Raw genomic sequence first — 18,787 nt, forward strand, 5'->3', positions numbered from 1 at the left:
CGAGCGTGACGGACGACGAGCGACGCGGCGACGAATCGGAGACGACAGACTCGTCTCCTGAACGCGAGCAGAACGCAGAGCGTTCCGCGCACGACGTTGCGTCCCCGACCGACCGCGTAAAGCGGTGGAGTGACCCCGAGTCGCGATGGGGGAATCCCGAGAATGACCTCCCGAACATCCCGCACGTCAGCGTCCCCGGTGAGGACCCCGACTCTGGTCTAGTCGGCGACTTTCGGGACGACGACGTTTCGGGGTTCTCCGCCGACGTCGACCCTGAAGTGTCTCGAATATTCTGGGCGAGTGTCGTCCTCGCCAACATCGGCCTCGCCGGTCTCGCACTCGGCCCGATGCTCGTCTACTTCCGTGGGCAAGTGCTGATTGGCGGGGGCGTGACCCTCCTCGGAATCGGCGCACTCGTGCGTGTCTACTACATGTACCAAGAGTACAAGGAGACAGACTGGGCGTCCGACGACGAAGACAGCAACGCGTCGTCCGACGACGACGCCGACCGGGGCGAGCGCAACCGCTAACAGTCGCCGACGCCTTCGCCCGACCATGCGCACCGTCCGCGGGTCAGACGGCCGAACGTATCTGCTCGTCAAACGCTCCAGCGAGAGCAGTCGCGTCCGCGACCCCAAGACCGGCGAAGAACGCTACGTCTCCAACGACGAACTCGAAGATGTCGGCGGCGAGTCACCGCTCGAAACCGCGGCGCGCGCCGTCCCCGAGTCGGTCCGAACGATTCTCGTCGCGACACCGACCGAGCGCGGACTTGGCCTACTCGTGGACCTCGTAGACCGCGGTCCGCTTCCAGTCGTCGAGGTGCTCGATTCGTACGACCTCTGCGAGAGCGACTTGCACGGCCTCCTGACCGAATTTCGAATCGCTGGCCTCGTCGAAGAGACGACGGTCTACGGCGAGCGAGGGTACGAGGCGACAGCAACCGCACGAGACGGTGTCGAACGCCTGCGTGCGAGCGAGTAGAAGTCGGCCGTCGAGCGCCTCAGTCGTCGGCGAGGACGCTCGTGATGTCCGGTGTGTCGGTCCGCTCGACCGTCGAGCGATTCGTCGTCGGGTTCTTCTCCACGCGGACCAGGTCGTCTGCCGCGCCGACGAGTTCGTCGTCGTGGCTGACGATGAGTATCTGTTTGACGCCGCGTGACTGCATGTCTTCGACGAGGTCGACCAATCGTGAGACGTGACCGGTGTCGAGGAACACAGTCGGTTCGTCGAGGATGAGCGGTGGCAGTGGCGCAGCACCGTCGATACCCTCGGCGAGGAGGCGGTAGATTGCACACCGGAGGCTGAGGTTGAACAACGCGCGTTCCCCACCGGACAACTGCTCTGGGTCGAGCGCTGTTCCGTCTTTTTGGAAGACGGTCAGTCCGTACTCGCCGTCGAGTCGGATGCGCGAGTACGCGTCGTTGGCGTAGACGAGGTCGAACGTCTCGTTGAGCATCCGTTCGAGCACCTCGACGTTCCGCTGGCGGAGGTCCGCGCGGAGGTCGCCGTAGGTCGATTCGAGCGTGGACACTTCGTCGTGGAGCGACTCGAGCGCGTCGACTCGTTCGGCCAGTGCGTCACGGCGTTCGCGGAGTTCGTCGAGTCGTTCGAGGTCCGACTGCACCCCGCCGATTTGGCTCTGGAGGTCGTCGCGCTGGTCGCGGAGTTTGGGGAGGACCTCCGTTTCGACCTTCTCGAGGTACTCTTCGGCGTTCTGTTTGCGCTGCTTGGCCGACTCGACCGCCGCTTCGTCGACTGCCTCCCGGAGTTCGGCGCGTCTGTTCCGTCGTTCTGTGAGGTGCTCGCGGCGCTCGTCGTTGACTTCGGCGAGCGTTTCGCGCCGCTCTCGGAGTCGATCTTGCGTGTCGACAGTGTCGGCGCGCGTCTCGACGAGTGACTCGACGCGGTCCAGTCGTTCGCGGCGAGTTTCGAGGGCGTCGAGGTCCGTCTCGAGGTCTTCGACCGTCGCTTCGACCGTCTCGGCGCGGTCTGCTTGCGTCGTCGCCGCCTCACGCTTCTCGGACGCCTCCGCGTCGAGTTCGTCTGCCGTCTCCCGTTTCTCGGAGGCGGCCTCGCGGCGCGACTCGAGCGTCTTCTCGCGGTCCTCGATACGGTCGTCGAGGTGGGACAACGAGTCGGTCAGCGAGTCGGCGCGAGTCTCGAGTTCTACGAGTCGTTCGGCCGCCTCGACAGCGGTGTCGAGGGACTCGACTGCCGATTCGAGTTCGTCTCGCTCGGCTTCGAGCGACTCGACGTCGGCCTCACGGTCGTCGATTGCGTCCACGTGGGGCGACCCCTCGACCGGTTGGCCACACTCTGGACATTTGCCGGCGTCACGGAGTTCCGTTGCTTCGGCGAGTCGTTCGCGGGCATTTTTCAGTTCGGTCTCGGTCTCCGCGAGCGATTCGCGGGCCGCTGAACGCTCACTGCGCCGCTCGTCGAAGAGGGATGCCGCAGACCCGCGTTCGACGGGAGCATCGGCGAACTGCTCGTCGATGTCGTCCAGCGAGGACTCGATGTCCGCCCGTTTCTCGCGGAAGGATTCGAGTTCGGCTTCCGCCTCGTCTGCCGCGTCTTCGTCTGCGCCCGCCGCCTTCCGTTTCTCATTCGCGCGGGATTCGAGGTCGGTCGCACGTTCTTCGAGGCGTTCGGCCTGCGTCCGAAGTGCCTGCGCTCGCTGCCGAGATTCGGATAGTTCCTCACGAATCTCGGACTCTCGCTCGGCCAGCGTGTCCCGTCGGGCGTCGATTGCATCTTCGCTCGCCTCGTCGAGTTCGGTCTCCGCCACCGCCGACTCGATGTCGTCGTCGAGTTCGTCGAGTTTCGCATCGAGTTCGCGGATTCGTTCGGTGAGTCTGTCGCGTTGCGCTTCGTCTTCCGAGACTTTCGACTGGAGTTCCTCGATAGCGGATTCGACTTCGGCGAGTCGCTCTCGCTTCTCGGCGTGTTCGTCGAGGGCCGATTGCGCCGCGTCGAGCGTCGACTTCGCTTTGTCGCGTTGCGCCTCGTAGTTCGATACCTTCTCGTCAACCTCGGCGAGCGAGGATTCGAGCGCGTTGAGTCGCGCGTGGAGGTCTTCGTCCTCTTTGGCCGCGATTTGCGACTCCATGTCGTCGAGGACGCTTCGCTTGCTCGTCAGCACGTCTTCGACCCCTAACCGGGCGTTTCCGGCCCGTTCTCGGTACAGTTCGAGTTTTCCGAGTTGGAGGAGGTCGTCTATCATGTCCTGCCGCTGGGCCGGCGAGGCGTTGATGAGTTTGTTGACCTCTCCTTGCTGCACGTACGCGCAGTTGACGAACGCCTCGGCGTCCATGCGGAGGAGCGACGCGACGTGTCGTCGGACGTCGCGCGCCCCTTCGACAGTCCCGTCGGGGCCTTCGAGGACACACTTCGCGGTGGTCGCGCGGTCACCCGATACGCGGATGCGACGTTCGATTCGGTAGGTTCCGCCGTCGTGAACGAATTCGAGTTCGATTTCGGCGTCGTCCTCGCCGGTGGTCACGACGTCTTCGAGCGTGCCGGAGAGGGCTTTCGACCCGTAGAGTGCGAAGAAGCACGCTTCGAGGAGCGACGACTTCCCGCTCCCGTTGACGCCGTGGATGACGGTGACACCGTCGCGCAAGTCGAGTTCGGCGTCGTCGTACGGTTTGAAGTTCCGGAGGGCGACGTGGGTGAACCTCACGCGAAATCACCCAGTGAACTGTCTTTGGACGGTTCGGGTGCTGGTTCGTCCGTCGAATCGTCGCTCGTCTCCGGTTGGGTCTCTGCCGTCTCCGGTTGGGTCTCTGCCGTCTCCGCTTCGCTCGCAACAGTCTCCGACTCGGTACCCGCCGTCTCCGACGCAGTGACCGCTTCCGCATCGGCATCAGACTCGTTCTCCGCCGCGACGAACGCGGTGGGGTCGTCGTCGAGGAGCGAGGCGACGCGTTCGCGGACCTCGTCGCGGACGTTCGAATCGGCGACTTTGCTCGCCCGTACCGTCTCGTCCACGTCGAGGGCGGCGCTGGAGAGTCCCATCTCGCGGACCGTGTCGCGGACTGCGTCGTCGGGGTCCGCGAAGGACACGTCGACGTTCAGGTCTGCCTCGGTGTCTATCTCGCGGCGGTCGTTGACGCGAGCGACGAGTGCCCCCTGCTCGACGGCGAATGACTCGACTGCGGCGGGCGTGACCGACTCACCCTCACCGGTCAGGTCGACGATGACCACGGCGTCTTCGAGGTCGAACTCCCTGATGCGCTGTCGGACGCGTTCGATACCTTCGTCGCCCGAGAGCGCCACGTCGATGAAGCGGAACGGCCGCGTTTCGAGTGTTCGGCGACGGATGTCTACTTCGTCAGCGCCGAACGTGACGAGATTGTACCCGCGTGGGTCGCGTTCGCTCGCGCTCGCGCGCTCGGTGGACCCGCAGTAGGTCACCCACGTACCGTCGAGAGTCACCTGGTCCGGGACGTGGTTGTCACCGAGGAGCATCGCGTCGAAGTCGACGTTCGTCGCGTCGAGGATGGTCTCGGTCTCCCAGTCGGCGTGTGCGAACGGCGTGAAGAGGCCGTGACCGACGAGAACGGCGTGGGACTGGTCGTGCGGCGTGTACTGATAGTCGAGTTCGTCGCGGCGGGAACGCGGGACGTGGTCGAGTCCGTAGAAGGCCACGTCGCCGAGGACGTAGGGGTCGCTCCCGAGGCGCGTCGCGAGTCCGAGACGCTCGAAGAGGTCCAACCACTGCCCCCCGCGCGTCGATTCGTGGTTCCCGACGATGGCGAGGAACGGAATCCCTGCATCGTCGAGGCGACGGAGCGCGGCGAGCGTCCCGAGGAGGTCCGGAAGCTCGGGGCGTCGGTCGTGGTAGAGGTCGCCCGCGTGGACGACGGCGTCCACCTCCTCCGAGATGGCGTCCGCGACGACCTGTTCGAAGGCGTCGAGGAAGTCCTGACGGCGCTCCGGCGAATGGTACTGCTGGTACCCGATATGGGTGTCGCCGGTGTGTATCACCCGTGTCATCTGTCCGGTGATTCGACACCACCGCTGAAAACGGTTGTGCGACCGGAGTGAAAGTGGTCGCCGTCGCGTCGCGCAGGCGACTCGGAACTCGTCCCCGATGGCAACGTGTCGAGTGCGTCGAGCGACGCGCGGAGTCGGGTCAGGTCACGGAGCAACCTGTGGCCTTCGCGCGCGCTATGATGGTCTTCACGGGTGGCGGCACCGACGGCACGTCGAAGTCGCACGTCTCCGCCTGCGTCGAGAAAGCGTGCAGCGGTCGTGATATCGGAAAACGCGTCGCTGGCGTCGGCGATGACGTCTACGAAGGCGTGCTGGTCCGAAGACTCGTCGGGGTCGGCGAGGGCCGCGAGTGCGCGGCCGACAGCGGCAGGGTCAGGTCCGGGGGCGGGGTCGGTACCGGGCATACACCCGGGTGGCCCCGTCTTCGTAATTAAATGTTGAGCGTGTAGAGACGCTTGCGCGCGTCAGAGAACGAAAACCGAGAGTCGACTGCGCCTTCGTCTTCGAGTCGCGAGAGTGCGTACCGAACCGTCCGCGGCGGGAGGAGCGACTCCTCGGCGATTTCGCTCTGCGTGAGCGTGTCCTCGTAGTCGAGTATCTTGGCGACTAGCTTCGCGCTCGGGGGCATGTCGCGAACTGCGGCCCATCTATCTTCGGTTTGGGGGTCGGACTCTCGTTCGACCGCTTCCGTGGTGCTCATCGTATCTGAGTTCAGGGAATGCTATTAGATAATATTTACTATCCAATTTTATTACTTTCGGGAATATGTGTGACACACGTCAGACTCGTCATCTCAGTAGAGAGACGCCTCATACCCGGCGAATCCCACACACACCCGAAGCCTCTTATGAGCCTGTGCCCTATCCCGCCTGATGACCGACACTGTGGACGACGTCGACCTTCCGTACGACAAGGATACGGCGTCGCAGCAGGAGAAGATCACCGCCCTTCAAGAGCGGCTCGAAGTTCTCGAAACGCAAAACGAGGAGATGCGCGACAAACTCCTCGATGCTAACGCTGAGAACAACAAGTACCAACAGAAGCTCGAGCGTCTGACGCACGAAAACAAGAAGCTCAAGCAGTCGCCGCTCTTCGTTGCGACGGTTCAGGAAATCACCGACGAGGGGGTCATCATCAAGCAGCATGGTAACAACCAAGAGGCCCTCACCGAGGTGACTGACGAGATGCGCGAGGAGTTAGAACCTGACGCGCGTGTCGCTGTGAACAACTCTCTGTCTATCGTAAAGCGACTCGACAAGGAGACGGACGTCCGGGCACGCGTCATGCAAGTCGAGCACAGCCCCGATGTGACCTACGAGGATATCGGTGGACTCGAAGAGCAGATGCAAGAAGTCCGCGAGACGGTCGAGATGCCGCTCGACCGCCCCGAGATGTTCGAGAAAGTGGGTATCGACCCGCCGGCAGGCGTGCTTCTGTACGGCCCGCCGGGCACCGGGAAGACGATGCTCGCGAAGGCCGTCGCCAACCAGACGAACGCCTCGTTCATCAAGATGGCCGGGTCCGAACTGGTGCACAAGTTCATCGGTGAGGGTGCGAAACTCGTCCGCGACCTCTTCGAGGTTGCGCGCGAGAACGAACCCGCCGTCATCTTCATCGACGAAATCGACGCCATCGCGTCCAAGCGGACGGACTCGAAGACCTCCGGCGACGCCGAGGTCCAGCGGACGATGATGCAACTCCTCGCGGAGATGGACGGCTTCGACGAACGCGGGAACATCCGCCTCATCGCGGCGACTAACCGCTTCGACATGCTCGACCCCGCGATTCTGCGTCCCGGCCGGTTCGACCGCCTCATCGAGGTGCCCAAGCCGAACGAAGACGGCCGCGAGATTATCTTCCAAATCCACACCCGGAAGATGAACGTCTCCGACGACGTGGACTTCGAGGAACTCGCCGAACTCGCCGAAGAGGCGTCCGGTGCCGACATCAAGGCCATCTGTACCGAGGCCGGGATGTTCGCCATCCGCGACGACCGCACGGAGATATTCATGCAGGACTTCGTCGACGCGTGGGAGAAGATTCAGCAAGAAGCAGAGAGCGCAGACGACGTCTCGCGCGCGTTCGCCTAACTCGGCGGTTCGCGTTCGAAAATCGTTCTTTTTCGGTGACCGCGTTCCGAGTGACTACGCTGCGACTGCGAGGTACGGCAGGACGAACAGGGCGACGAACATCGCACCGAGGATGATACCGTATCCAGTGAGCGTCGCGACGGCGGTCACCCACGATTCACGTCGACCGGGGAGTTCGAGAGCAGACATACTGGACTGCTCACGGTCGTAGATGATAAATCGTTGGTCTGCGCTGTCGCGTCGAACCGATGGACGACAGGACGAACAGTCGAACTCACTCGCCGCAACCCGAACGACTGAAACCGACTGGGTCGCACCCAGACGTATGGGCACGCCACTCGACACGCGACCGGCGCAAGCCGAAGAGGTCCTCGACCGACTCTACGAGGAGTACCCCGATACGACCATCTCGCTCTCCTACTCGAACCGTCTCGAACTCCTCATCGCGGTCATGCTCTCTGCACAGTGTACCGACGAGCGCGTCAACACGGTCACAGCCGAGTTGTTCGCGAAGTACGACTCCGCCGAGGACTACGCGAACGCCGACCAAGAGGAGTTGGCCGAGGACATCAACTCCATCACCTACTACAACAACAAGGCGAAGTACATCCGAAGCGCGTGCGCGGACATCATCGAAAAGCACGACGGAGCGGTCCCTGACACGATGTCCGAACTGACCGACCTCGCGGGTGTCGGCCGAAAGACTGCGAACGTCGTCCTCCAACACGGACACGACATCGTCGAGGGTATCGTCGTCGACACGCACGTTCAGCGACTCTCGCGGCGACTCGGCCTGACGGAAGAAGAGTACCCCGAGCGAATCGAAGAAGACCTGGTGCCGGTCGTCCCCGAGACGGACTGGCAGCAGTTCACCCACCTGTTCATCAGTCACGGCCGCGCCGTCTGCGACGCGCGCAACCCCGACTGCGACGCGTGCGTGCTCGAAGACATCTGTCCGTCGTCGAAACTCGAACACGACGTGGACCTCGCCAGCGGCGACGAGTGGTAAGAGGAACGAGCGAAGACCTCAGACAAACAGGTACCCAGTGACGTATCGGTAGACTCCGAGTACCCACGCGAGGAACCAGAAGATGACGTACCCGAAGACGCCGATTCGGAGGCGACCACGCCACGCACTCATGTTCTCGTGGAGGTCGTCGAGTGAGATGTCCTGGTCCGGGTTGTGGTAGAGGTCCGCCTTCCACTTCGCCTCAAAGATACGGACGATGCCGGTGAGCGCGAACACGAGCATCGCGTACGCTTGTAGGCCAAGGATGGCGTGGAGCGCACTCAGACCGTTCAACTGCTGGAGCAGTCGCGGCAGCATCCACGTGACGACCGGGACCGTGTTCAACACGAGGCCCGGGAAGATGACCTTCAGGTGGTAGACGAGAACCTCCCACGACACCGTCTCGGCGTCTATCATTATCCACGCCCCGTAGAGGTAAAACGGAAGACTGGCCGTGACGGTGACCGCGGCGAGCGTGGCGAAGGTCGTCTCGTCTGCCATCGCCCGGCGTTAGCACGCGGGTGGCCTAAAGGAACCGATGCACTGACGGTCGTTCGAGCGCTGGACCAGTGACGCACGGTGACCGACCACAGTATACCGGGCGGTCGGCCGTCGAAACGGCTTCTCGCACGCGACGCGGGGTCGGAACACGTTTACCGCCCAAGGTCCTACTCCCGACGATGGCAGATTCGTCTTCCGCACCGGCCGACGACCGAGCGTCGCCGGACGCGGGTGCCGACGATGCGGTGTCCGAGGACGAACTCGAAGCCCTTCGCCGGGAGGTCGAAGAGAAGTACGACTTCGAGAACTTCGGCCCGGCGGACATGGCGAAGATGAGCGTCGAAGAGTGGGAAGCAGCCTTCGACCCGGACTCGTGGGTCGTCGGCGAAGAACTCCTCGACCGTGTCGAAGAGGAACTCCGATACCGGGTCGCAATCCGCGAAGTGTTCGCTGTCCTCGAACGCGTCACCGAAAACGGTGAGCCACGTATCCTCGCGTACTCAGACGAAGGGTACGCCGTCGTCTACCCGGACGGGAGCGTCGAAGGAGAAGGGACCGTCCTCCGCGACGTGAAACCCACCGTCGCCCTCTGTTCGATGGACGACTTCGAGGTGAATCAGGCACCGGCGAACGTCCGCCTCCCCGGCCCCGACGAAGTCGTCCAGGGGACAGGTGACTTCGGCAACCGGATGCTCCAAATCGTCGCGTTCGGTCAGTTGCTCGGCGGCCTCGCACTCATCGGTGCGTGGGTTATCGTCCCAGAAGTCCAGTCTATCGTCGCGCCGGTCGTCGGCGTGGTCTTCCTCCTCATCGGTCTCTTTCTCTTCGTCACGGTGGCGAACGCTCGTCTCTCGGACCGCTTCCGGTCCGAAGAGTACCGCGACCGACTCCGTGCGATTGGCGTCGAAGACGGCGAACGCCCGTCGTTCGTCCCGTCGTTCGACGGCAACGCAGATGCCCAGCCATTGGTCGAGGGGCCAGACGGTGAACCCCTCAGTTCTGAGGGCTCGTAACAGCCCTCGTCGGACCGCGCTAATCCCCTTCCGTGAGGGCATAGTCGGTGGGTTTAAGCGCATCCCATCCTGACCAACGACCGTATGAAAAGGCGGGAGTTTCTCCGAACGGCCGGCGGTGCAGCAGCCGCCGCGACCGCTGCCGCCGGGACCGCCGCCGCTGCGCAGGAAGGCGGCGGTGGCGCGCAGGTTCAACCTGACTTCGGCGGTTGGCTCGACGGCGTCGACGGAGGCTACGAAGACCTCCGCGGCCAGAGCGAAGTGACCATCGAAGTTGGTGCCTCCGGCAACGGTGGCAATCTGGCGTTCGCCCCGGCCGGCATCTGGGTCGACCCCGGTACGACTGTGACGTGGGAATGGACTGGTGAAGGCGGCGGCCACAACGTCAAGATGGAAGAGGGACCAGCGGGTCTCGACTCCGGTGCCGCAGTCGCCGAAGCTGGTACGACCTACGAGTATACCTTCGAAGAGGGCGACGCGGGCATTAACAAATACTTCTGTGAGCCCCACAAGGCGCTCGGTATGCTCGGCGCAGTCGCGGTCGGCGGCGACGTGGCGACAGTCGAAGTCGGTGGCGGCGGCGGCGAAAAGGAACTCGAGGAACTCGGCGTTCCGATTCAGGCTCACTGGGTCGGCGCGGCGACCATCCTCGGTATCATCGTCACCGTCATCTACACGTTCTTCATCTTGAAGTACGGCGAGTCCCCAAATACGGGTAACACCGGAGGTGGCGAATAATGTCCTCGACCGGCAGCACATACGGCGATATTCACCGATACGAACCGGCACGCGAGAGCACTGCGGCGGCCATCGCAATCGTCCTCTTGACGATTATCGAAGTCGTGTTCGTGTTCCTCTTCACCTACGGATTCGTCTCCGGGTGGGGCCTGACGGACACGGGTAACATGTTCCTCGGTGGCATCCTCGCCGTCATCTTCGTGGACCTCGCGTTCATCCTCGCACTGTACCGCAAGGAGTTCCTCCCAGACGTCATGATCGTCAAGAAACGGCGTCGCAAGTGGGAAGACCTCTACGTCCGCGAGGAGGACGTCGACGGTGTCACGCTCGGTGACGGCGCGTGGGAACAGGTCAAGCGCGCGGTGTACCCCTACTACAAGCGATAAACCATGAGTCTCGAACGCAAAGAAGAACACGACCACAAAGCCTGGATGAAGAAGAAGGACCTCACACCTATCGAGGCCACCTTCCTCACCACCCTCATCTGGCTGGATAAGCGACTCCGCATCGTCGACTACCTCGAGCTTCTGGAGACGCTCTACTACCGAGTGAACCTCCAGATGCCGAAGAGCCACACCGAGCAATACAACCTCGACAACAAGTTCTGGTACTGGTACCCCCTGTACACGCTTGGCTTGTTCTCGACGCTCGCGTACGTCGTCGCGGCGATTAGTGGTGCCCTCCTCGGGTTCTACTACTCCCCCGCGACGACTGGCGACCCGACGACGGCGTACAACAGTATCGAGTTCATCATGCGCGACCTGCAGTTCGGCTTCATGCTCCGGTCCGTCCACCGTTGGGCGGCACAGGTCATGGTCGCGGCAGTGTTCCTGCACATGCTCCGTGTCTACTTCACGGGGTCGTACAAGGAACCCCGCGAGCTGAACTGGCTCCTCGGCATCGTGCTGATCAGCCTGACGATGGTGTTCGGGTACACGGGATACCTGCTCCCGTGGGACCAGCTCGCCTTCTGGGCCGGTCAGATCGGCGTCGAGATGTCGCTGTCCGTGCCCCTCGCCGGTGAGTGGGTGGCACAGCTCCTGTTCGGCGGCTTCACGCTGAGTCAGGCGACGCTCCAGCGCATGTACATCATCCACGTGTTCCTGCTCCCGTTCGTCGTGACGACACTCATCGCGATTCACATCGGTATCGTGTGGGTGCAGGGCATCGCGGAGCCACACTGAGGTGACACACATGAGCGACAACGAACCCGAAAACGAGGAGATTCGCACCGACGGCACGGGCATCGTGGCCCCGGACAACGAGACGCCCACGTGGAGCGAGCGCAAGGCTCGCAAGACGGGGCTGTCCCGGCTCACCTACGAGTACTTCGAGCGTGCCCGTCGTGAAGACCAGGACCTCCGTACGGAGTCTGATTACGTCGAGCGCGACGTGCTCGCGTTCCCGACGTGGCCGCACGAGACCGTTCGGAACCTCTCAATCGCGTCGTTCTTCGTCGGGATGATTCTGTTCCTCTCGGCGACGATGCCACCGCACATCGGCCCGCCGGCGAACCCATCGAGTACGCCGGCCATCATCCTGCCCGACTGGTACCTCTACTGGTCGTTCGGCCTGCTCAAGCTGAACCCGCTGAACCCCGAACTCGCCATCCTCGGCGGCCAGAAGATTATGGCCGACCGGACCTACGGTGTGCTCGCAAACGGCGTGGTCGTCGGCTTCATCGCCATCGTCCCCTTCCTCAACAAGGGGTCTGCACGGCGTCCCGTCGAGCAACCGTTCTGGGCGGCAGTGGGTATTGCTGGCGTGGTCTTCGCAATGACCATCTCGCTGCTGGCAGTCAAGAACCTCATGCCCATGAACGTCGACCTGCTGTTCGACCTGACGTTCCTGCTCCCCATCGTCTTCGGAACCGTCACCTACGCGGTGCTCAAGACGATGAGTGAGGGCTACATGTACAACCTCAACCGCCGCTACTACCGGCTTCGCCCGCCGAAGTAGAGCGGAACCACTACCAATCGTCCCTTCTTATCGTAGCCAATGACAGATAGCGACGCGACCAGTGGTGCTGGCGACCCCGGCGAGTCGAGACGTGGCCGTCGTGGCCGCCGCGACATCGTCGTTCCCATGCGCCTCTACAAGACGATTACCGTCTTCTCGACGCTCATCGCAGTCGTCAGTGTCGTCCTCGGATTCGTCTTCCTCGACGCCGCGACACTGCAGGTGAGCGCACTACGTGCGGTTCTCTCGAATATCCTCGCCGCCATCGGCGTCGGCGTGGCGGATGGACTCCTGAGTACGGGACTGGCTATCGTCGGCCTGACGACCATCGCGTTCGGTGCCGTCGTGTACACACTCGGAACGAGATTCCGCGCTCGCGGAATGGGAAAGTCTCAAGAGGACTCCGGCGAAGATTCGAACAATGGCTGACGAATTCATCAAGGGGCTGGGCATCCTGACCGGTTCCGGTCTCGCGTGGATGGTGCTCGCGTCGTGGTACCGGACGAGCAGCTTCGAGAGCACGAAGCAGCTCATCGAGCCACTGTCGTCGGGTGCGACCGAGGGAATCTTCAACATCATCGGCGTCACCCTGATGGACGCGTTCCTCTGGTTCGCGCTCCTGGGTGCGCTCACCTTCTGGGTCCTCATCCCGGCGGGCCACCAGATAATGTCCGCGCTCCAAGAGCGGCGCAACGCGCAGTAAGAACCGAGCGCGTTCTCTCTTCTCGTTTCGCGGGTGGACAAATAAAAAGCCCCGCACGATAGCGGCCGCCACCACTGACCGACGCCGCGTCAGATTGGAAAAACTCTAATGAGTATCCCTCCCAGGTTCCTGTATGCACCCACTCCAGTTCCTCGTCCCACTCGACCAGTTGGCGGCGGTCGAACCGGTCATTCCGTTCGCGATACTCGTGCTCGTGTTGGCGAACTTCGCGACGCGCTTCCTCGCGCACCGTTCGCACGTGAAGCAGGCGAAAGACGGCGCAGACGAACTCTCGCGCTTCCTGCCACACAGTTTCACGTCCGGTGGCCTCGTGTTGGTGTCGTTCCTCTACCTGCTCGTCGAACCGCACGGTGGGATGGTCATGACCGTCCTCGTCGTCGGGATGTTCCTGACCGACTTCTTCGAGTTCGAAGCGCGTAACGTCGAAGCACGGAACGACCGTCCGCTCGACCGGCCGAACGGTGGCCTCACGGCGTCGGTGCTCGTGCTCCTGTACGCCGCGTACCAGAGCCTCTTCTTCCTCGTCGCGGACGTCTGGAACGCCGTTATCTGAGACGGCCGCGACGGACTCCGTTTCTCCGTACCGTCTCCGATACCTTTCGGTAGTACCACGAGGGACGCGACACGTGTCGTCCCGAGCACGTTCGACAGAGAGCTATCAGTCGAAGCGTCGCGCTCTCGACTGGTGTGTCCCGACAGAGTTGGGACTGTTTCGAGCGGGAACGGCAGTGATTCAGTAACAGCAGTATCTAGGGAGTCGACTCACACCAACAGGAGTTTCGCCGACCCGTCGACGGTGACGACGACAGGTTCGAACGGCGGCACGTCGCGGACGACACCGTCGTCGACGACGAGCGAGACAGGTGCGTCGTCGCGTTCGACTGTGAGCCGAAGCGGTGGTTGGAAGACCCACGTGTCGGTCTGGGTCGCGTACGGTGACACCGGGACGATAGCAGCGCCGGCGTCCGGACCGACGACTGGCCCACCTGCCGCGCGAGCGTATCCGGTGCTTCCGAGCGGCGTCGCGACGACGACGCCGTCTGCGCGGAACCCGTCGACCGGAAGCCAGTTGTCGTCGTCCAGCAAGTCGGCGTCGGACCGAATCGCGGACCCCTGTCGAACGTGTGCGACGCCGTACTCCGAGATGTGTGCGGGTTCGCTCGTGACGAGCATCGTATCGAACAGTGCGCGCCCTGCGTGCTCACCCGCGACTGAGATGGAGAGAATCGGGTGGTCGACGACGTGTCGCTCACCCGCGAGTATCGAGGCGATGGCGTCGTCGAGCGTCCGGTGCGGCGTAGACCACGGCATCGCGCAGTCTACGGGTACGACTGGACAGTCCACTGCTACGTCGAGTGCGGTGTCTGCGAGTGCTGACTCACCGACGGCGACGACGGCGTCGGCAGATTCGACCGTCGAGACGACGTCTGCACCGGCGTCACGAATCGTGGTGCCGACCGACTCGTCACCGACGACTGCGAATCTCAGCGTCGTCCACCTCCGACGGGGCACCAAAGCATCGTCCCGTGCTACGCTTCCCCGAATAAAAGCCCTCGTGGTTCGGTCCGAGCGGGTGACCGAACGAGGTGTCGGGCGTCTCCCGTGTCGGTCTCAGAACGGCCAGTCGCCGGTGACTTTCATCCCCTCGGCCTGGTCTTCGGATTCCAGCGCTGCGGCGATGTCCGCCGGGTCTGCGTGCGGAATCTCACGGTCGGCGCGCGCGAGTTCGACCGTCAGTTCGGTCAGCAAGATTGCTTGCTCGCGGAGCGTCCGCGACTCGAGTTTCTCGATAGTGTCGGCGTGGGTGTGGCCCCATCCGCGACCCCGTCCTTCCTTCTCGCTGCCGACCATGTACGCGGGCACGCCGTACGCAACGAACGGCCAGTGGTCGCTGTGCGGGAGTTGCTCCGGAATCGTCGAGATATCGTGGTCGAAGCGGTCGGCGACGGTCTTCGCGGCGTCGTCGAGTTCGTCGAACCCGTGCGTGTGCAGTCGGAGCGTTCGCCCGGCGACGACGCCGTCGTTGTTGACGATGGCCTTGACGTTCGCCCGGTGTGCGCCCAGTCGCTCCGCTTCGTGTTCGGACCCGACGAGACCGACTTCTTCTGCACCGAAGCAGACGAACCGAACGCGCGTCTCCAGTTCGTCTTCGCGGGCGGCGAGCGCTCGCGCGAGTTCGACCACCATCGCGGTCCCCGCGCCGTTGTCCATGGCACCCTCTGCGATGTCGTGCGCGTCGAGGTGACTCGTCACCAGCACCTCGTCGTCCGTCTCGGGACCGAGTTCTGCGTGGACGTTGCCACTGTCGGTCTCGGGGGTCTCGCAGGTGACTTCGAGAGTGACCTCTTCGCCCTCGAATCGGCGGCCGAGGCGAGCACCAACTTCCTTGCTCACTCCGACAGCGGGGATGTCACCGATTGGTGCCTCGGCGGTACCGACGCTCCCCGTCGGCGGGAGTTGGCCGGGGACGTGGTTCGCGAAGATGAATCCTTCCGCGCCGGATTCGACGGCGTAGTAGTACTTCTCACGACGGTGGATGAACCGGTCGTAGTGGTCGGGAACGGTCGACGAGACGACGACGACTTTCCCCGAGAGGTCGCGGTCGAAGTCTTCCGGAAGACCGTATCCGAGGTCGACGAGTTCGCCGGAGGCGGCCCCGGCAGGACTACGCGGGAGGGCGATACAGTCTTGCGTCGTGTTGTGCGCCATAATCGTACTGTCGCCGCGTTCCCAGCCTTGAATCTCGAAGGGGTCGATACGAGCGTCGCGCGCCCCGACTGACTCGAGGGCGTCACGCGTCACTTCCATCGCCTCGCGTTCGCCCGGCGACCCGGCCATTCGGTTGCCGATGTCGACGAGCGTCTCGAGGTGGGACCATCCGACCTCGCTCGTGAAGGTATCTCCAATCCAGTCTGTCATACACAGCGGTCACGCGGACCGAGGGTAATTATTGCGATGACCGCGCCCTCGGAACTGGCCGCCGGCGCAATTCTCGCGGCCCACGTTTACGTGTGAACGGCAGGTTCAAGGGGCATCTATCACGTACTTTAATCCATGAACGACGTACGAATCGCCGGGGTCGGACTGACCAAGTTCGGCAGATACCCCGAGCGCACGGGCCGCGACCTGTTTGCCGAGGCAGCGCTCGCCGCCCGCGACGAAGCAGGAATCTCTCGTGGTGACTACGACGAGGTTCACTACGGGAACTTCATGGGCGAACTCGCCGAGGGGCAGGGCCACCAAGGCCCAGTGGTCGCCGAGGCAGCAGGCCTCGACTGTCCAGCAACTCGATACGAGTCTGCGTGTGCGTCCGCGGGTGTCGCCTTCCGACAGGCCGTCCAGACGATTCGAGGCGGCGGCGCCGACGTCGTCCTCGTCGGCGGCATGGAGCGGATGAACAACCTCGGAACCTCCGAGGTGACGCGTTCGCTCGCAATCGCGGCAGACGAGTTGTTCGAAGTCCGTGCAGGCGTCACGTTCCCCGGTGCGTACGCCCTCATGGCCCGCGCCTACTTCGACGAGTTCGGCGGCGACAACGAGGACCTCGCACACATCGCGGTGAAGAACCACGCCAACGCGATGACGAACGAGTACGCGCAGTTCCACCGCGAGATTACGGTCGAAGACGCACTCGAAAGCCCCGTCGTGGCCGACCCACTCACCCTCTACGACGCCTGTCCAATCACCGACGGTGCGAGCGCCGTCGTCCTCGTCAGCGGCGACTACGCGGACGAGAACGGCCTCGACGCACCGGTTCGCGTCGCCGGGTCTGGTCAGGGCGGCGACAAGGCCGCGTTACAGGACCGCGAGTACCTCGCGCAGACGCCGGCGGCGACGAAAGCCGCGGAGATGGCCTACGCGGACGCCGCAATCACCCCCGACGACGTGGACGTCGCCGAAGTCCACGACTGCTTCACCATCGCCGAGGTGCTGGCGCTCGAATCGCTCGGCTTCTACGAACCCGGCGAAGGCATCGGTGCCGCCGCACGCGGTGAGACCACCCGCGACGGTGATCGCCCCGTCAACCTCTCAGGAGGGCTGAAAGCGAAGGGACACCCCGTCGGCGCGACTGGTACTGCGCAAGTCGTCGAGATGACGAAACTCCTCCGCGGCGACCACGCGAACAGCGACGCCGTGCCTGACGCCCGTGTCGGCGTGACTCACAACGCGGGTGGGACCGTCGCGAGTGCCGTCGTCCACGTACTGGAGGTGATGAACTGATGGCAGACGCAGGCTACGACGACTGGGTGGCCGCCATCGCCGACGGAGAAGGATACTACCTCGCGTGCCCCGACGGCCACGGGTCGCTCCCACCGCGGCGCTCCTGTCCGCACTGCGCGTCTGACGAACTGACCGAAGAGCCACTCGCAGAGACCGGAGAAATCGTCACCTTCACCGAAGTACACGTCCCCGCGCCGAGTTTCGCCGACGAGGCACCGTACGTGACAGCAATCGCGTCGTTCGGTTCGGTCAGACTCACGGGTGTCGTCCGCGACGTGCCGCGCTCGGACGTCGAACTCGGGATGGCAGTCACGCCCGACGTGGACGTGAACGCGACGACTGGCGAACAAGTACTCGTGTTCCGACCGGTCGACGAATAGCCACGTCGCGACGCGGTGACGTCGGTGACTCGGCGACTTCGTCTCACTTTTCGTGTCGTTCGATGGCCTCACCCGGCGAGGACCACCCGTAGACGTACGACCCGAGAGCCCACAGCCAGAACCCGGCCGAGAGAAGCGCGATGGCCCCGTAGAGGAAGAGCGACACCACGTCGAGCGCCCCTCCGACCATGGTTACGCGAGTGCGTCTCGAACTGCCTCGACGAAGGCGTTCGGGAACTCGACGTGCGGGAGGAGCATCGCGTCGTCGAAGACGACGAGCGTGCAGTCGGCCGCTTCGGCGAGTTCTCGGCCATCTTTCAGTGGCGTGATATCGCTCTCGCGTCCCCAGACGAGCGTCGTCGGGACGCCGAGGTCTGAGAGCGCCGCCGCGAGGTCGATATCCGAGTTGAGGTACCCGGAGATGAACGACGCGGGCGCGAACCGTGCACCCGGTTGGTGCGCCGTCCGCCACTCGTAGTCTTCCCAGTCGTCGCTCGCGTTCGAGGCGTCGTAGTATCCGTGGTCGTCGTTGAAGTACTGAATCGACGGGCGAGACGCGACGACGTTGAAGAGTGCCTCACCGACGACAGGGGCACGGACGAGTTCGCGAAGCCACTCTTTCGGTTCCGGGCCACCGCGGGCGGTGGGACAGACGAGGACGAGACGAGAGACAGATACGTCGTCCCGAGACGCGGCGGCGGCCGTGTAGGCAGACGTGAGTGACGACGCGACGACGGCGGGGTCGTCGTACTCGGCGAGGAAGTCGCCGACGAAGTCCTCGTAGAGCGCCGGCGAGTAGTAGAGTTCCGGCCGGTCGGAGAGACCGAATCCGGGGAGGTCGGGGGCGACGACGTGGTGGTCTTCGGCGAGTTCGTCGAACACCTCACGGAACTCGCCCGACGACCCGGCGGCGTTGATTCCGTGGAGGAGGACCAGCGTCGGTGCGTCTGCGTCGCCCGCCTCGACGTAGGAGACGTCCATCCCGCGCCACCGGTAGGTTCGCTGGTCGCCGGAGAGCGGTGGTTCGAGAGGGCCGACACGGTTCGAGAGGGCAGCGTTGGCGGCAGCAGCGAGGCCGACACCAGCAGCAGCGAGACCGATAGCTCGTCGGAACTTCATGTCATCTGGATGGTGCGCGACGACCTTAATTC

The 18,787-nt window shown here is 63.7% G+C and carries 24 protein-coding genes; 14 read left to right on the top strand and 10 right to left on the bottom strand.

From position 1 onward, the window contains the following. Window positions 1–5: 5 nt before the first annotated feature. Together GJR96_RS01035 and GJR96_RS01040 are read left to right on the top strand one after the other, a co-directional pair. Complete coding sequence (locus tag GJR96_RS01035) at window positions 6–530, top strand: DUF7322 domain-containing protein (protein ID WP_151161188.1); 525 nt, start codon at window positions 6–8, stop codon at window positions 528–530. Window positions 531–555: 25 nt separating this feature from the next. Further along, window positions 556–984, top strand: coding sequence for a DUF7346 family protein (locus GJR96_RS01040; RefSeq protein ID WP_151161190.1), 429 nt, complete (start codon window positions 556–558; stop codon window positions 982–984). Between the two features lie 19 nt (window positions 985–1,003). Here the strand turns inward: GJR96_RS01040 and rad50 are convergent, their stop codons facing one another. From rad50 to GJR96_RS01060, 4 genes are read right to left on the bottom strand one after another with little or no spacing between them, the layout of a single operon-like run. Beyond that, entirely contained in the window at window positions 1,004–3,685 is a 2,682-nt protein-coding gene (rad50, locus tag GJR96_RS01045) for a DNA double-strand break repair ATPase Rad50 (RefSeq protein WP_151161192.1), read from the bottom strand. After that, entirely contained in the window at window positions 3,682–5,001 is a 1,320-nt protein-coding gene (mre11, locus tag GJR96_RS01050) for a DNA double-strand break repair protein Mre11 (protein WP_151161194.1), read from the bottom strand. Before mre11 ends, rad50 begins: the two co-directional genes overlap by 4 nt. Then, window positions 4,998–5,405 (bottom strand): hypothetical protein, encoded by a 408-nt coding sequence (locus GJR96_RS01055; RefSeq protein ID WP_151161196.1) that lies wholly within the window; start codon window positions 5,403–5,405, stop codon window positions 4,998–5,000. The genes mre11 and GJR96_RS01055 overlap by 4 nt, the downstream gene beginning before the upstream one ends. Window positions 5,406–5,431: 26 nt before the next feature. Continuing rightward, entirely contained in the window at window positions 5,432–5,701 is a 270-nt protein-coding gene (locus GJR96_RS01060) for a helix-turn-helix domain-containing protein (RefSeq protein ID WP_151161198.1), read from the bottom strand. Window positions 5,702–5,873: 172 nt separating this feature from the next. Here GJR96_RS01060 and pan1 point away from each other — a divergent pair, with 172 nt between their 5' ends. Beyond that, on the top strand, window positions 5,874–7,091 hold the full coding sequence (gene pan1 / locus GJR96_RS01065; RefSeq protein WP_151161199.1) for a proteasome-activating nucleotidase Pan1: 1,218 nt from the start codon (window positions 5,874–5,876) through the stop codon (window positions 7,089–7,091). 54 nt (window positions 7,092–7,145) lie between these two features. Here pan1 and GJR96_RS18370 read toward each other — a convergent pair whose 3' ends face one another. Continuing rightward, the gene (locus GJR96_RS18370) at window positions 7,146–7,280 is read right to left on the bottom strand and encodes a hypothetical protein (protein WP_255471227.1); all 135 of its coding nucleotides are present in this window, start codon (window positions 7,278–7,280) and stop codon (window positions 7,146–7,148) included. Window positions 7,281–7,416: 136 nt separating this feature from the next. Between GJR96_RS18370 and nth the strand changes: the two genes are divergently transcribed. Then, a complete protein-coding gene (nth, locus tag GJR96_RS01070) occupies window positions 7,417–8,100 on the top strand; it encodes an endonuclease III (protein WP_151161201.1) in 684 nt (227 codons plus the stop codon). Between the two features lie 18 nt (window positions 8,101–8,118). Here nth and GJR96_RS01075 read toward each other — a convergent pair whose 3' ends face one another. Beyond that, a complete protein-coding gene (locus tag GJR96_RS01075; RefSeq protein WP_151161203.1) occupies window positions 8,119–8,601 on the bottom strand; it encodes a DUF7321 family protein in 483 nt (160 codons plus the stop codon). A gap of 179 nt (window positions 8,602–8,780) precedes the next feature. On the opposite strand from GJR96_RS01075, the gene GJR96_RS01080 reads away from it, so the two are divergent. The 8 genes from GJR96_RS01080 (at window position 8,781) to GJR96_RS01115 (ending at window position 13,588) form a co-directional block, all read left to right on the top strand. Then, window positions 8,781–9,614, top strand: coding sequence for a DUF7319 domain-containing protein (locus GJR96_RS01080; RefSeq protein WP_151161205.1), 834 nt, complete (start codon window positions 8,781–8,783; stop codon window positions 9,612–9,614). 84 nt (window positions 9,615–9,698) lie between these two features. Beyond that, on the top strand, window positions 9,699–10,352 hold the full coding sequence (locus tag GJR96_RS01085) for a halocyanin domain-containing protein (protein WP_151161207.1): 654 nt from the start codon (window positions 9,699–9,701) through the stop codon (window positions 10,350–10,352). Next, entirely contained in the window at window positions 10,352–10,738 is a 387-nt protein-coding gene (locus tag GJR96_RS01090) for a DUF7318 family protein (RefSeq protein WP_151161209.1), read from the top strand. The genes GJR96_RS01085 and GJR96_RS01090 overlap by 1 nt, the downstream gene beginning before the upstream one ends. A 3-nt stretch (window positions 10,739–10,741) precedes the next feature. Next, entirely contained in the window at window positions 10,742–11,536 is a 795-nt protein-coding gene (locus tag GJR96_RS01095) for a cytochrome b (RefSeq protein WP_058572792.1), read from the top strand. A gap of 10 nt (window positions 11,537–11,546) precedes the next feature. After that, complete coding sequence (locus GJR96_RS01100; RefSeq protein WP_151161211.1) at window positions 11,547–12,311, top strand: cytochrome bc complex cytochrome b subunit; 765 nt, start codon at window positions 11,547–11,549, stop codon at window positions 12,309–12,311. A gap of 39 nt (window positions 12,312–12,350) precedes the next feature. After that, window positions 12,351–12,740, top strand: coding sequence for a DUF7315 family membrane protein (locus GJR96_RS01105; RefSeq protein WP_151161213.1), 390 nt, complete (start codon window positions 12,351–12,353; stop codon window positions 12,738–12,740). Next, the gene (locus GJR96_RS01110) at window positions 12,733–13,014 is read left to right on the top strand and encodes a DUF7314 family protein (RefSeq protein WP_058572790.1); all 282 of its coding nucleotides are present in this window, start codon (window positions 12,733–12,735) and stop codon (window positions 13,012–13,014) included. Before GJR96_RS01105 ends, GJR96_RS01110 begins: the two co-directional genes overlap by 8 nt. Before the next feature lie 133 nt (window positions 13,015–13,147). After that, a complete protein-coding gene (locus tag GJR96_RS01115) occupies window positions 13,148–13,588 on the top strand; it encodes a DUF7313 family protein (RefSeq protein ID WP_151161215.1) in 441 nt (146 codons plus the stop codon). 209 nt (window positions 13,589–13,797) lie between these two features. On the opposite strand, the gene GJR96_RS01120 is transcribed toward GJR96_RS01115, so the two are convergent. Beyond that, window positions 13,798–14,523: an NAD(+)/NADH kinase gene (locus GJR96_RS01120; RefSeq protein WP_151163853.1), complete on the bottom strand. Its 726-nt coding sequence runs from the start codon at window positions 14,521–14,523 to the stop codon at window positions 13,798–13,800. Between the two features lie 123 nt (window positions 14,524–14,646). Beyond that, window positions 14,647–15,954: a M28 family peptidase gene (locus tag GJR96_RS01125; protein WP_151161217.1), complete on the bottom strand. Its 1,308-nt coding sequence runs from the start codon at window positions 15,952–15,954 to the stop codon at window positions 14,647–14,649. Between the two features lie 135 nt (window positions 15,955–16,089). Between GJR96_RS01125 and GJR96_RS01130 the strand changes: the two genes are divergently transcribed. Beyond that, window positions 16,090–17,256: a thiolase domain-containing protein gene (locus tag GJR96_RS01130; protein ID WP_151161219.1), complete on the top strand. Its 1,167-nt coding sequence runs from the start codon at window positions 16,090–16,092 to the stop codon at window positions 17,254–17,256. Beyond that, complete coding sequence (locus tag GJR96_RS01135) at window positions 17,256–17,636, top strand: Zn-ribbon domain-containing OB-fold protein (RefSeq protein WP_151161221.1); 381 nt, start codon at window positions 17,256–17,258, stop codon at window positions 17,634–17,636. Before GJR96_RS01130 ends, GJR96_RS01135 begins: the two co-directional genes overlap by 1 nt. A 43-nt stretch (window positions 17,637–17,679) precedes the next feature. On the opposite strand, the gene GJR96_RS17980 is transcribed toward GJR96_RS01135, so the two are convergent. Both GJR96_RS17980 and GJR96_RS01140 read right to left on the bottom strand, forming a co-directional pair. Beyond that, complete coding sequence (locus GJR96_RS17980; RefSeq protein WP_191965789.1) at window positions 17,680–17,826, bottom strand: hypothetical protein; 147 nt, start codon at window positions 17,824–17,826, stop codon at window positions 17,680–17,682. Between the two features lie 2 nt (window positions 17,827–17,828). After that, a complete protein-coding gene (locus GJR96_RS01140; RefSeq protein WP_151161223.1) occupies window positions 17,829–18,755 on the bottom strand; it encodes an alpha/beta fold hydrolase in 927 nt (308 codons plus the stop codon). Window positions 18,756–18,787 lie beyond the last annotated feature (32 nt).

It is taken from the genome of Haloferax litoreum (assembly GCF_009674605.1).
GTDB classification, from domain to species: Archaea; Halobacteriota; Halobacteria; order Halobacteriales; family Haloferacaceae; genus Haloferax; species Haloferax litoreum.